Genomic DNA, 14,270 nt, shown 5'->3' with positions numbered 1-14,270 from the left:
ACCAGATTTGGCCTGCGAGAATCGGTCCCCTAACATTAAGAGAAAACTAAGAGCGGCGTGCGGTCGTCGACGGGGGGAATCGGGCGCCCCGGGTACGATCGCCGGGGCTCGTGATGACCGCGTGCGATGTGCTGTGACAGGAGAGTTTGATGCCGTTCCATAACCCGTTCATCAAGGACGGTCAGATCAAGTTCCCCGACGGCGCCAGCATCGTCCAGCACGTCGAGCGCTGGGCCAAGGTGCGCGGCGACAAGCTCGCGTACCGGTTCCTCGACTTCTCCACCGAACGCGACGGCGTCGCGCGCGACCTGACCTGGTCGCAGTTCAGCGCCCGCAACAAGGCACTCGGCGCCCGGCTGCAGCAGGTCACCCAGCCCGGTGACCGGGTCGCCATCCTGTGCCCGCAGAACCTGGACTACCTGGTCGCGTTCTTCGGCGCCCTGTACGGCGGGCGCATCGCGGTGCCGCTGTTCGACCCGTCCGAGCCCGGGCACGTCGGCCGTCTGCACGCGGTGCTCGACAATTGCCACCCGTCGGCCATCCTGACCACCACCGAGGCCGCCGAGGGCGTACGCAAGTTCTTCCGCAGCCGCCCGGCCAATCAGCGCCCGCGTGTCATCGCCGTCGACGCGGTGCCCGACGACGTCGCCGCCACCTGGGTCCATCCGGAGGATCCGGACGAGACCACCATCGCCTATCTGCAGTACACCTCGGGGTCCACCCGTATCCCGACCGGTGTGCAGATCACCCACCTCAACCTGGCCACCAACGTGGTGCAGGTGATCGAGGCGCTGGAAGGCGAGGACGGCGACCGCGGCCTGTCCTGGCTGCCGTTCTTCCACGACATGGGCCTGATCACCGCGCTGCTGGCGCCGATGATCGGCTACTACTTCACCTTCATGACCCCGGCCGCCTTCGTGCGCCGTCCGGAACGCTGGATCCGCGAACTCGCCCGCAAGGAAGGCGACACCGGCGGCACCATCTCGGTGGCGCCCAACTTCGCCTTCGACCACGCGGCCGCCCGCGGCGTGCCGAAGGAGGGCTCGGAGCCGCTGGACCTGTCCAACGTCAAGGCCGTGCTCAACGGCAGCGAGCCCATCTCGGCGGCCACCGTGCGCCGCTTCAACGAGGCGTTCGGCCCGTACGGCTTCCCGGCCAAGGCCATCAAGCCGTCCTACGGCCTGGCCGAGGCGACGCTGTTCGTATCGACCACCCCGTCGGCCGAAGAACCCAAGATCATCACCGTCGATCGGGACGCACTCAACAACGGGCGCATCGTCGAGGTGCCCGAGGACTCCCCGACAGCCGTCGCCCAGGCCTCGGCGGGCAAGGTCGGCATGGCCGAGTGGGCGGTCATCGTCGATGCCGAGAGTGCCACCGAGCTGCCCGACGGCCAGGTCGGTGAGATCTGGATCAGCGGCCAGAACATGGGCACCGGGTACTGGGGCAAGCCCGAGGAGACCCGGGAGGTGTTCCAGAACACCCTCAAGTCGCGGACCAACCCGTCGCACGCCGAGGGCGCGGCCGACGACGCCACCTGGGTGCGCACCGGCGACTACGGCGCCTTCTACGACGGTGACCTCTACATCACCGGCCGCGTCAAGGATCTGGTCATCATCGACGGCCGCAACCACTACCCGCAGGATCTGGAGTACTCGGCGCAGGAGGCCAGCAAGGCACTGCGCACCGGGTACGTGGCGGCCTTCTCGGTGCCGGCCAACCAGCTGCCCGACGAGGTCTTCGAGAACGCCCACGCCGGTATCAAGCGCGACCCCGACGACACCTCGGAGCAGTTGGTGATCGTCGCCGAGCGGGCGCCTGGCGCGCACAAGCTCGAGGTGGGTCCGATCGCCGACGACATCCGCGCCGCCATCGCGGTGCGCCACGGCGTCACCGTCCGCGACGTGCTGCTGACCGCCGCCGGCGCGATCCCGCGGACCTCCAGCGGCAAGATCGGCCGCCGCGCGTGCCGGGCCGCCTACCTCGACGGCAGCCTGCGCAGCGGCAAGATCGCCAACGCCTTCCCGGACGAAGCTGACTGACACCCGCACACAACCGGCCCGTCATCCAGGCCGCACGGCGGCGAAAGTGAATGAGAATGACTGAAAACAGCGAGAATTCGCAGAACTCTGAAACTGGCCCGGTGCGCCCTGACCTGACGGTCAACGAGATGCGCGACTGGCTGCGCAACTGGATCGCCAACGCCACCGGCCAGCCGGCCGACAGCATCAACGACGCGGCGCCCATGGTCGAGCTCGGCCTGTCCTCCCGCGACGCGGTGGCGATGGCCAGCGATATCGAGGACTTCACCGGGGTCACCGTGACGGCCACCATGGCCTTCCGGCATCCCACCATCGAGGCGCTGGCCCAGGTGATCGTCGAGGGCGAACCCGAGCCTGCCAGCGGCGAGGACGAGGACTGGTCACGCCCGGAGGGCGTGGAGGACATCGCCATCGTCGGTGTCGCGACCCGCTTCCCCGGCGACATGAACACCCCCGCCGAGATGTGGACGGCGCTGCTGGAAGGCCGCGACGCCATCACCGACCTGCCCGAGGGCCGCTGGGAGGAGTTCCTGGGTGAGCCGCGGATCGCCGAGCGGGTGGCCAAGGCCCGCACCCGCGGCGGCTACCTCTCCGATATCAAGGGGTTCGACGCCGAGTTCTTCGCGCTGTCGAAGATGGAGGCCGACAACATCGATCCGCAGCAGCGGATGGCCCTCGAGCTGACCTGGGAGGCGCTCGAGCACGCCCGGATCCCGGCGTCGAGCCTGCGCGGCGGCAACGTCGCGGTGTACATCGGCAGCTCCAACAACGACTATTCCTACCTGTCGCTGGCCGATCCGACGGTCACCCACCCGTACGCCATCACCGGCAACCAGACCGCGATCATCGCCAACCGGGTGTCCTACTTCTACGATTTCCGCGGCCCGTCGGTGTCGGTGGACACCGCGTGCTCCAGCTCGCTGGTCGCCGCGCACCAGGGTGTGCAGGCGCTGCGCTCGGGTGAGGCCGACGTCGCCGTCGTCGGTGGCGTGAACGCACTGATCACCCCGCTGGTGACCATCGGCTTCGACGAGGTCGGCGGCGTGCTGGCCCCGGACGGCCGGATCAAGTCGTTCTCCTCGGACGCCGACGGGTACGCCCGCTCCGAGGGTGGCGGCATGCTGGTGCTCAAGCGGGTGTCCGACGCCCGCCGCGACGGCGACCAGATCCTGGCGGTCATCGCGGGCAGCGCGGTCAACCACGACGGCCGGTCCAACGGCATGCTGGCGCCGAATCCCGACGCGCAGGAAGCGGTGCTGCGCAAGGCCTACAAGGACGCCGGTATCGACCCGCGCGTCGTCGACTATGTCGAGGCGCACGGCACCGGAACGATCCTCGGCGACCCGATCGAGGCCGACGCGCTGGGCCGGGTCATCGGCCGGGGCCGCGCCGCGGACAAGCCCGCGCTACTGGGTGCGGTGAAATCCAATGTGGGACACCTGGAGTCGGCCGCCGGTGCGGCCAGCCTGGCCAAGATGACGCTGGCGCTGCAGCACGACAAGCTGCCGCCGTCCATCAACTACGCGGGCCCCAACCCCTACATCGACTTCGACAAGGAACACCTCAAGGTCAACGACACCGTCTCGGACTGGCCGCGTTACAGCGGGCACGCCATCGCCGGTGTGTCGGGCTTCGGCTTCGGCGGCGCCAACGCGCACCTGGTGCTGCGCGAGGTGCTGCCCTCGGATCTGGTCGAACCGGAGCCGGAACCCGAGGCGGTGCAGGAGAAGTCGTCCGACGATGCCGCGGCCGAGTTCGTCGGCGGCATCCAGATGAACGAGTACGGCGAGTTCGAGCAGGAGTACCCGAGCTACGAGGAAGGCTCCTTCGAGCTGCCGGGTCTGACGGAGGCGGCCCAGCGTCTGATCGAGGCAGGCCGTCAGGAGCTGGAGAGCAAAGAGCCGCCGAATCCGATTGTGCCGCTGGTTATCTCGGGCTTCCTGACGTCCCGCAAGAAGGCCGCCGCGGCCGAACTGGCCGACTGGATCGACAGTGAGGACGGCCGCGCCGCGTCGCTGGAGTCGATCGGCCGGTCGCTGTCGCGGCGCAACCACGGCCGGTCCCGCGCGGTGGTGCTGGCGCACGACCACGACGAGGCCGTCAAGGGCCTGCGGGCGATCGCCGAGGGCAAGCAGAGCCCGCTGGTGCTCTCCGCCGACGGACCCGTCACCAACGGCCCGGTCTGGGTGCTGGCCGGTTTCGGCGCGCAGCACCGCAAGATGGGCAAGGACCTCTACCTGCGCAACGAGGTCTTCGCGGAGTGGATCAACAAGGTCGACGCGCACATCCAGGACGAGCGCGGCTACTCCGTGGTGGAGTTGATCCTCGACGACGCCATCGACTACACCAACGAGACCTGCGAGTACCCCATCGAGGTCGTCCAGACGGTGATCTTCGCCATCCAGATCGCCCTGGGTGAGCTGCTCAAGCATCACGGCGCCCATCCCGGTGCGGTGGTGGGACAGTCGCTCGGCGAGGCGGCCGCGGCGTACTTCTCCGGCGGCCTGTCGCTGGCCGACGCGACCCGCACCATCTGCTCGCGCGCCCACCTCATGGGTGAGGGCGAGGCGATGCTGTTCGGTGAGTACATCCGCCTGATGGCGCTGGTCGAGTACTCCGCCGACGAGATCAAGACCGTCTTCTCGGACTTCCCCGGTCTGGAGGTCTGCGTATACGCCGCCCCCACCCAGACCGTCATCGGAGGCCCGCCCGAGCAGATCGACGCGATCGTCGCCCGTGCCGAGTCCGAGGGCAAGTTCGCCCGCAAGCTGCAGACCAAGGGCGCCAGCCATACCCAGCAGATGGACCCGCTGCTGGGTGAGCTCTCCGCCGAGATCCAGGGCATCCAGCCGCACCCGTTGCAGACGGCGTACTTCTCGACGGTGCACGAGGGCAAGCTGATCCGCGCGGGCGCCGAGCCGATCCACGATGTGGAGTACTGGAAGAAGGGCCTGCGGCACAGCGTCTACTTCACCCACGGCATCCGCAACGCCGTCGACAACGGGCACACCACCTTCCTGGAGCTGGCCCCGAACCCGGTGGCGCTCATGCAGGTCGGCCTGACCACCGCCAGCGCGGGCTTGCACGACGCGCAGCTCATCGCGACGCTGGCGCGCAAGCAGGACGAGGTCGACTCGATGACCACGGCCATGGCCCACCTGTTCGTGCACGGCCACGACCTGGACCCGCGCACGCTGTTCGGGCCCGGCGAGTTCGCCGCCATCCCGCCCACCCGGTTCAAGCGCAAGGCGCACTGGCTGGACGCCCGGTTCTCCGGTGACAACTCGGTGTTGATGCCGGGCACCCACGTGGCGACCCCGGACGGCAGGCACGTGTGGGAGTACGCCCCCAACGGGGAGACCGATCTGGCCGCGCTGGTGAAAGCCGCTGCGACCCAGGTGCTTCCGGATGCCGTGTTGACGGCGTTCGAGCAGCGCGCCGTCCCCGGCGCCGACGCGCGGCTGGTCACCACGCTGTCCCGCCATCCCGGTGGCGCCACCGTGCAGGTGCACGCGCGCATCGGCGAGTCCTTCACCCTGGTGTACGACGCCGTGGTGACCCGCAACGGCAGTGCCGCGACACTGCCGGTGGCCACCGGTGCGGCCGTGGCCATCGCCGGGGACGCGGTGGTCGGGCAGCTACCGGCGGAAGGCGCCGCGGCGTCCGATGATGGCGCTGATGTGGCCATCCTCCAGGACAACCTGACCGCCGGCGCCGGCCTGGCCGCGCAGTTCGCCAAGTGGTCACCGGATTCCGGTGAGACGGTGGCCGACCGGCTCGGCGCCATCGTCGGCGGCGCCATGGGGTATGAGCCCGAGGACCTGCCGTGGGAGGTGCCGCTGATCGAGCTCGGCCTGGATTCACTGATGGCCGTGCGGATCAAGAACCGCGTCGAGTACGACTTCGACCTGCCGCCCATCCAGCTGACCGCGGTGCGCGACGCCAACCTGTACAACGTCGAGGAACTGATCAAGTACGCGATCGAGCACCGCGACGAGGTCGACCAGATCGCCGAATCCCAGAAGGGGCAGACCGCCGAGGAGATCGCGGCCGCGCAGGCCGAACTGCTGGGTGGCGCCTCCACGGTGGCCGAGCTGGAGGCCAAGCTGGCCGAGGCCGGGCATCCGTTGGCGCAGAAGGAGACCGAGGACTCGGCGGCCGCCGACATTCCGGCCCCGCCGACGGATCCGAGTGGCCCCGCTGCGAATGCCGCTGCGGCTGCGGCCATCCCGGCCCCACCGACAAACCCGTCCGGTCCCAGCAAGGCGACCGCCGCGGCGGCCGCGGCCAAGGTGCTGACCCAGGAGGCCGTCACCGAGGCGCTCGGCGCCGACGTGCCGCCGCGGGACGCGGCCGAGCGGGTCACCTTCGCCACCTGGGCGATCGTCACCGGCAAGTCGCCGGGCGGCATCTTCAACGAGCTGCCCGCCCTGGAGGCGTCGGCCGCCGAGAAGATGGCCCAGCGCCTGTCCGAACGCGCCGAGGGCACCATCACCGTCGAGGACGTGGTGGGCGCCAAGACCATCGAAGAACTCGCGACGGTGGTGCGCAACCAGCTCGAGGACGGCATGGTCGACGGTTTCGTGCGCACCCTGCGGGCGCCGAAAGAGGGTTCAGCCGCTGTGCCCTTGTTTGTCTTCCATCCCGCCGGGGGGTCGACGGTGGTCTACGAGCCACTGATCAAGCGGCTGCCCGCCGACACCCCGGTGTACGGCATCGAACGGGTCGAGGGATCCATCGAGGAACGGGCCGCCGAGTACGTGCCCAAACTGCTGGAGCTGCACAAGGGTCCGTTCCTGCTCGCCGGCTGGTCGCTCGGCGGGGCGCTGGCCTACGCCTGTGCGATCGGCCTCAAGCAGCACGGCGCCGATGTGCGGTTCGTCGGCCTGATCGACTGTGTGCGCCCCGGTGTACCGATCGACCAGTCGCAGGCGGGGATGCGGGCCCGCTGGGACCGCTACGCCCGGTTCGCCGAGCGCACCTTCAACGTCGAGATTCCCGAGATCCCCTACGAGGAACTGGAGAAGCTCGACGACGAGGGCCAGGTGAAGTTCGTGCTGGACATCGTGGCGCAGAGCGGGGTGCAGATCCCGGGCGGCATCGTCGAGCATCAGCGCACGTCGTACCTGGACAACCGGGCACTGGACACCATCGAACTGCGGCCCTACGACGGTCACGTCACGCTGTACATGGCCGACCGCTACCACGATGACGCGATCGTGTTCGAGCCCGCCTACGCCACCCGCCAGCCCGACGGCGGCTGGGGCGAAGCCGTCAAGGACCTGGAGGTGGTGCACATCGGTGGCGAGCACATCCAGGCCATCGACGAGCCCTATATCGCCAAGGTCGGTGCGCACATGAGCGAGGCCATCAACCGTATCGAGAACGAAGCGACGGATAGCCCGGCAGAGAAGGACGCGAACAAGTGACGGAAACCCCGACGGCACAGCCCGCGGCCACCACGGCCGAGAAACTGGCCGAGCTGCGCGAGAAGTTGGCGCTGGCCCAGGATCCCGGTGACGAGAAGGCCAAGGCCCGCCGCGACAAGAAGGGCATCCCGTCGGCGCGGGCGCGTATCCACGCCCTGCTGGATCCGGGCAGCTTCCTGGAGATCGGCGCGCTGGCCCGCACCCCGGGTGACCCGAACGCGTTCTACGGCGACGGCGTGGTCACCGGGCACGGCACCATCGACGGCCGCCCGGTCGGGGTGTTCAGCCACGACCAGACGGTGTTCCAGGGGTCGGTCGGGGAGATGTTCGGCCGCAAGGTGGCCAAGCTGATGGAGTGGGTCGCCATGGTCGGCTGCCCGATCATCGGCATCAACGACTCGGCCGGTGCCCGCATCCAGGACACCGCGACCTCACTGGCCTGGTACGCCGAACTCGGCCGGCGCCACGAGATGCTGCGCGGCCTGGTCCCGGAGATCTCCCTGATCTTCGGCAAATGCGCCGGCGGCGCGGTGTATTCGCCGATCCAGACCGACCTGATCGTCGCGGTGCGCGACCAGGGCTACATGTTCATCACCGGCCCGGACGTCATCAAGGATGTCACCGGTGAGGACGTCACCTTCGACGAGCTGGGCGGCGCCGACGTGCAGGCCGAGCGCGGCAACATCCACAAGGTGGTCGAGTCCGAGGCGGCGGCCTACCAGTACGTCCGCGACTACCTGAGCTTCCTGCCGCCCAACCACTTCGACGATGCGCCGATCGTCAACCCGGGCCTGGAACCCGAAATCACCGCGTCCGACCTGGAGCTCGACACGATCGTGCCGGACTCGGACAACCAGGCCTACGACATGCACGAGGTCCTGCTGCGCATCTTCGACGACGGTGACGTCTTCGAGATCGCCGACCAGCGCAGCCCGTCCATGATCACCGCCTTCGCTCGGGTGGACGGCCGTCCGGTCGGCGTCATCGCCAACCAGCCGATGCACATGTCCGGTGCGGTGGGCAACGAGGCGTCGGACAAGGCCGCCGGTTTCATCCGGTTCTGCGACTCGTTCAACCTGCCGCTGGTCTTCGTCGTCGACACCCCCGGTGCCATGCCGGGCGTCGAAGAGGAGAAGGGCGGCATCATCAAGCGCGGTGGCCGGTTCTTCAACGCCATCGTGGAGGCCGACGTGCCGAAGGTGACCATCATCGTGCGCAAGGCGTACGGCGGTGGTTACGCGGTGATGGGCTCCAAGCAGCTGTCCGCCGACCTGAACTACGCCTGGCCCACCGCGCGGATCGCGGTGATCGGCGCCGAGGGTGCGGCGCAGCTGCTGGTCAAGCGCTTCCCGGATCCCACCGCGCCGGAGGTGCAGAAGATCCGCGCCGACTTCATCGAGGGGTACAACCTCAACCTGGCCACCCCGTGGATCGCCGCCGAGCGCGGCTACATCGACGGCGTCATCGAGCCGCACCAGACCCGGCTGCTGCTGCGCAAGTCCCTGCATCTGTTGCGGGACAAGCAGAATCTGAAGAAGGTGCAGCGCAAGCACGGCCTGACGCCGCTGTAACCGATGACGACGGGGGTGGTGGTGGGCGGCGGCCCCAACGGGCTGGCCGCCGCTGTCACCCTGGCCCGGGCCGGCGTCCAGGTCACCGTGCTGGAGGCGGCCGATCGGGTCGGTGGCGGCGTCCGGTCCGGGGAAGCGATCATCCCCGGCTTGGTGCACGATCACTGCGCGGCCATCCACCCGATGGCCGTCGGCTCACCCTTCCTTGCCGGACTGGACCTCGCGCGGCACGGATTGCGTTGGCGCTGGCCCGAAATCGACTGCGCACACCCGCTCGATGACGGCGGCGCCGGACTGCTGTACCGCAGCGTCGAGGCCACCGCGGCGGCTCTGGGCGCCGACGGTGCGCGGTGGCGGGCCCTGTTCGCCGGCCCGGTCAGCCGGTACGACCTGCTGGAGCGCGACATCCTGGGGCCGCTGCTGCACGTGCCGAAACACCCACTGGCCCTTGCCCGGTTCGGCCTGCCGACGCTGCTGCCGGTCACGGTGCTGACCCGGGCGTTCCGGACGCCGGCCGCCGCGGCCCTGTTCGGCGGCGTCGCCGCGCACACCTTCCGCCCACTGCAGCTGCCGATGACCTCGGCGATCGGCCTGGGCATCGTGACCACCGGGCACCGGCACGGCTGGGCCGTCGCCGAAGGCGGCTCGCAGGCGATCGCCGATGCGTTGGCCGCGACACTGGCCGACCTCGGCGGCACCGTGCAGACCGGGGTGCGGATCGATGCCGCCGCCCAGCTGCCGCGTGCCGACGTGACGGTTTTCGACCTGGCACCCACCGCGGTGGCCGGCATCCTCGGTGACCGGCTGCCCCTGCGGGTCGGCCGGGCGCTGCGGCGGTTCCGTTACGGCCCAGGGGCTTTCAAGGTGGACTTCGCCGTCGAGGGTGGGGTGCCCTGGACGAACCCGGGGGCGCGCCGCGCCGGCACCGTGCACCTGGGCGGGGAGCTGGCCGAGATCGCCGCCACCGAACGCGATATCCAGGCCGGCCGCATGCCGGCCCGCCCGTTCATCATCGTCGGCCAGCAGTACCTGGCCGATCCGGGCCGCTCGGTCGGCGACATCCACCCGGTCTACGCGTATGCGCACGTGCCGCACGGGTACGGCGGGGACGCCACCGAGGCGATCATCGGGCAGTTCGAACGCTTCGCACCCGGTTTCCGCGACCGGGTGGTGGGCATGGCGGTCCGGTCGACCACCGAGATGTCGGTGTACAACCCCAACTACGTCGGCGGTGACATCAACACCGGCGCCAAGGACATCCGCCAGCTGGTCTTCGGGCCGCGGCCCACGCTGCACCCCTACCGGCTCGGCATCCCCGGCATGTACCTGTGCTCGGCGGCCACCCCGCCCGGCCCCGGTGCCCACGGCATGTGCGGCGCCCATGCCGCCGCCGACGCGCTGGCGTATCTGCGGCGCTGACAGTGTGAGCGAGGGGCCCCGCGACCGCGCTGACCAGGTGCGCACCGGTACCTGCGAAGATGCGGCACACCAGCTCTGATCAGCCATTACACTTCGGCCATGCCGCTCGAGGAAGGCCAGGTGATCGCCGGGTACACCGTCGTACGGTCACTGGGCGCCGGCGGCATGGGGGAGGTGTACCTCGCCCAGCATCCGCGGCTGCCCCGCCGGGACGCGCTCAAGGTGCTCGGCGCCACCGTGTGCGCGGACTCCGAATACCGGCAGCGCTTCGAACGGGAGGCCGATATCGCGGCCACGCTGTGGCACCCGCACATCGTCGAGGTGCACGACCGTGGTGACGTCGACGGGCAGCTGTGGATCGCCATGGACTACGTCGAGGGCACCGATGCCGGGGCACTGCTCGCCGAGCGCTACCCGGACGGGATGCCCGCCGACGACGTGGTGCGCATCGTCACCGCGGTCGCCGAGGCGCTGGATTACGCCCACCAGAAGGGCCTGCTGCACCGCGACGTGAAGCCGGCCAACATCCTGATCTCCAATCCGGGTACACCCGACGAACGAATCCTGTTGGCGGACTTCGGTATCGCCCGCCGGGCCGGTGAGAGCAGCAATCTGACCGGCACCAACATGACCGTCGGCACGGTGGCGTACGCGGCGCCCGAACAGCTGACCGGCGCCGAGATCGACGGCCGCGCCGATCAGTACGCACTGGCGGCCACCGCCTACCAACTGCTCACCGGGGCACCGCCGTTCCAGCACTCCAACCCGGCGGTGGTGATCAGTGCGCACCTGACCGCGAACCCGCCACCCATCGGTGACCGCCGGCCCGAATTATCCAGTCTCGGTCCGGTTTTCGACAGGGCGCTGGCGAAGAACCCGGTGCAGCGGTACGGCCGGTGCATGGACTTCGTCCGCGCCCTGGAACACCGCATCGGGACGCCGGGATCCGACGCCACCATGCTCGCCGTGCCGGCGTCGGGGCCGCGGCACGCCAAGGCGCACGCCGTCCCCGCCAGATCGCGGTCCAAACTGCTCATCCCCGCCGTGGTGGTGCTGGTGGCGATCGTGGCCGCCGCGGTCGCGTTCGCCTTCGGCGCGTTCAGCGGGTCCGGCAGCGCGCCGGCGACCCAGCAGGCCAAACCCACCCCGACCCCGGCGCCACCCCCGCAGGCCCCACCGATCCCAGTCGTGGTGATCGGCGCCGACTGCGCGACCCTGGGCGCGGCCGGCGTCGCCGAGTCCGGGGCACCGGCCTACTGCGCCCAGCTGCCGGATTCGAGCACCACCATCTGGTCGCTGAGCCAGCAGGTGACGCAGCCGTCCGCGCCCGCCGCCACGCCCAGCGAGGGCGAGCAGACCTATGCCCCCGAAACCGAGGGACCGGTGCGGGTATGCGTGGACCAGACCCATCAGACGCGGCTGAAATGCCTCGAGGACATCATGCGCGGCAACGGCAGAGCCTGATGTCCGATGAGCCGCCGCCGGCGGTGAAGCTCGCCGCCGGCATGGCTGCCACCGCCGTGGGCGGGGCGGCCGCGGTGTATCGGGGCGCCGAGCGGCTGCCGGTGATCGGCCATCTGCTGCATGAGACCCGCACCGGCCTGGCCGCCCGCGGCGAGCGGGCCATCGAACCGGTGACGGCGGTGATCGTCGCGGTCGCGGTGCAGCTGGTGGAGCGGGTGCTCGACGAACTCGACCTCAACGAACTGGTGCGGCGCAGGGTGGATCTGGTGGCACTGGCCGACGAGGTGGTCGAGGGAATCGACCTGCAGGCCATCATCCGGCAGTCCACCGAGTCCGTCACCGCCGAGGTCATGACCGACGTGCGCAGCCAGGGCGAACGAGCCGACGATCTGGTGGCCGGTTTCGTCGACCGACTGTTGGGCCGCGACCGTGTCTGATGCCCGCACCGCGGGCGTGTCTGATAGCCGCACCGCGGGCGTGCCTGAGACCCGTACCGCCGGTGTCGTCAGCCGCGGTATCGCCGCCGTGATCGACCTGGTGGTCGTCGGGGTCGTGATGGCGGCGATCTATCTCGGTCTGCTGCTGACCCGGTTGATGTTCCATCCCGCCGCGTTCCGGGTGCCCACCGTCGGTGCGGTGTTCTCCACCGCGGTGCTGTTCGTCGTCGCCGTCGGTTACCTGACCGCGTGCTGGGCGGTCTCGGGCTGCACGGTGGGGTCGGTGACCATGGGGCTACGGGTAACTGGGCGCAGCGGGAACCGGCTGACACCCGCGGTCGCGCTGTTACGCGCCGTTGCCTGTGTGTTGCTGCCCGTCGGGTTGCTGTGGGTGGCCGTGGACCGGCGGCGAAGGTCCTTGCAGGACATCGTGTTCGGCAGCCGGGTCAGTTATGTGCGGCCCTGACCCAAAGTCCTGCGGGCAGCGCCGATCCGGAGTTGGATGGCGGTATGTCGAACCACTTCACCGGTCTGTCCCTCGGCCCACCGCTCGGTGACCAACGCCTGGATCTGTGCGATCTGTACGCGTTTCAGTCACCGGCCAACCCCGCCAACACCGTGCTGATCCTCAACGCCAACCCGAACGCCGACGCCTTGCATCCCGGCGCCATCTACCGGCTCGCCATCGACAACGACGGCGACCTGCGCAACGACATCGCGTTCAGTTACGTCTTCTCCGAGCCCGTGCAGGACCGCCAGACCGTCGACGTCTACCTCGCGGTCGGTGCGGAGGCCCGATCACCGGAAGCGGTGGGGGAGCGGATCTTCGACGCCGTACCGGTGTCCTTCGACAAGGCGCCCGTCATCGCCCGCGAGGGTGAGTACCTGTTTTTCGCGGGGGCGCGCAGCGATGCGTTCTTCTTCGACTTCGACGGGATCAAGAACCTGTTCGACATCACCGGCGGACGGAATTTCACCGCACCGCATCTCGGCGGCGAATCACCGTGGACCGGTGTGGATTCCAATATCGAGGCCAATGTGTGCTCGATGGTGCTGGAGTTGCCGACGGTGAAACTCGGTGCGGCACCGGACATCAGGATCTGGGGCCGGTGCAGCGTGCGCCGCGACGGTGAGCTGGTGCACGTGGACCGGGCCGGACACCCCTCGGTGAGCAGCTTCTTCAACACCGATGAGACCAAGGAGGAGTACAACGCCAGCGAACCCGTCCATGACCGCACCCGCTGGCTGGGTCAGTTCGTCCACCTGCTCGGCCACACCGGCGGCTACTCGCACGACGAGGCGGTCGCCGCGATCGACGCCGAAGGCATCTTGCCCGACATGCTGACCTACAACCCGGCCGAGCCCGCCAAGTACCCGAACGGCCGGGTGTTCACCGACGATGTCATCGACTACCGGCTGGCCTCGCTGACCAAGGGCGAGTGCCCGCCGAGCGGCCTGCACCCGCACACCGACACCCTGGACGTCTTCCCGTATCTGGGGCCGCCGCACTAGGGACCGCGTCGACAAACCGCTGTCGAGTGGGTAGCGTAGCGCGCGCTAATGAAAACCATTGTCGAAATCGACGGGCGGTGGGGTGATGCGTGAGCCGCACATCCGGTGCCGCGGCGACAGCCGCGCGCGCGGCTTGATGCATGCACAATGGCGTCTGCGGGCGCGTTGCCGGGGGATGTCGGCCGACATCTTCTTTCCGCCGGATCACGAGAGCCGGGTGCGTCGAGCCGAGCGTGAAGAGGCCGCCAAGCGCATCTGCCGGGCATGTGCGGTGCAAGCGAAGTGCTTTGACCATGCCGTCAAAAATGTTGAACCACACGGTATCTGGGGTGGTACCACACCCGGTGAGCGACGGCGGCTGGAACGGCAAGCTGGCGAGTAGTCTGAAACGAATTT

9 protein-coding genes are annotated in these 14,270 nt (G+C 69.3%); all 9 read left to right on the top strand.

Translation table 11 applies throughout. The features are described 5' to 3' along the window. The first annotated feature begins 149 nt into the window (after positions 1-149). The 9 genes from fadD32 to BN977_RS31845 all read left to right on the top strand — a co-directional run bounded on the left by fadD32 (position 150) and on the right by BN977_RS31845 (position 14,256). Positions 150-2,042 (top strand): long-chain-fatty-acid--AMP ligase FadD32, encoded by a 1,893-nt coding sequence (gene fadD32 / locus BN977_RS12955; RefSeq protein WP_024452566.1) that lies wholly within the window; start codon positions 150-152, stop codon positions 2,040-2,042. Between the two features lie 56 nt (positions 2,043-2,098). Next, the gene (gene pks13, locus BN977_RS12950) at positions 2,099-7,471 is read left to right on the top strand and encodes a polyketide synthase Pks13 (protein WP_036397832.1); all 5,373 of its coding nucleotides are present in this window, start codon (positions 2,099-2,101) and stop codon (positions 7,469-7,471) included. Further along, positions 7,468-9,042 carry an acyl-CoA carboxylase subunit beta gene (locus BN977_RS12945; RefSeq protein ID WP_024452564.1) on the top strand — a complete coding sequence of 525 codons (1,575 nt, stop codon included), beginning with the start codon at positions 7,468-7,470 and terminating at the stop codon, positions 9,040-9,042. The genes pks13 and BN977_RS12945 overlap by 4 nt, the downstream gene beginning before the upstream one ends. Before the next feature lie 3 nt (positions 9,043-9,045). Beyond that, positions 9,046-10,461, top strand: a complete 1,416-nt coding sequence (locus tag BN977_RS12940; RefSeq protein WP_024452563.1) for a phytoene desaturase family protein — start codon at positions 9,046-9,048, stop codon at positions 10,459-10,461. A gap of 99 nt (positions 10,462-10,560) precedes the next feature. Beyond that, on the top strand, positions 10,561-11,925 hold the full coding sequence (locus BN977_RS12935) for a serine/threonine-protein kinase (protein ID WP_036397831.1): 1,365 nt from the start codon (positions 10,561-10,563) through the stop codon (positions 11,923-11,925). Next, on the top strand, positions 11,925-12,362 hold the full coding sequence (locus BN977_RS12930; RefSeq protein WP_036397830.1) for a hypothetical protein: 438 nt from the start codon (positions 11,925-11,927) through the stop codon (positions 12,360-12,362). The genes BN977_RS12935 and BN977_RS12930 overlap by 1 nt, the downstream gene beginning before the upstream one ends. 40 nt (positions 12,363-12,402) lie before the next feature. Then, positions 12,403-12,828: an RDD family protein gene (locus BN977_RS12925; RefSeq protein WP_024452560.1), complete on the top strand. Its 426-nt coding sequence runs from the start codon at positions 12,403-12,405 to the stop codon at positions 12,826-12,828. Positions 12,829-12,872: 44 nt separating this feature from the next. Continuing rightward, positions 12,873-13,874 (top strand): DUF4331 family protein, encoded by a 1,002-nt coding sequence (locus tag BN977_RS12920; RefSeq protein WP_036397829.1) that lies wholly within the window; start codon positions 12,873-12,875, stop codon positions 13,872-13,874. Positions 13,875-13,959: 85 nt separating this feature from the next. Beyond that, positions 13,960-14,256 carry a WhiB family transcriptional regulator gene (locus BN977_RS31845; RefSeq protein ID WP_306372233.1) on the top strand — a complete coding sequence of 99 codons (297 nt, stop codon included), beginning with the start codon at positions 13,960-13,962 and terminating at the stop codon, positions 14,254-14,256. Positions 14,257-14,270 lie beyond the last annotated feature (14 nt).

This window comes from Mycolicibacterium cosmeticum, from assembly GCF_000613185.1.
GTDB lineage: Bacteria > Actinomycetota > Actinomycetes > Mycobacteriales > Mycobacteriaceae > Mycobacterium > Mycobacterium cosmeticum.
Note: the sequence above shows the minus strand (reverse complement) of the source record. Positions and strands in the feature narration are given on the sequence as shown.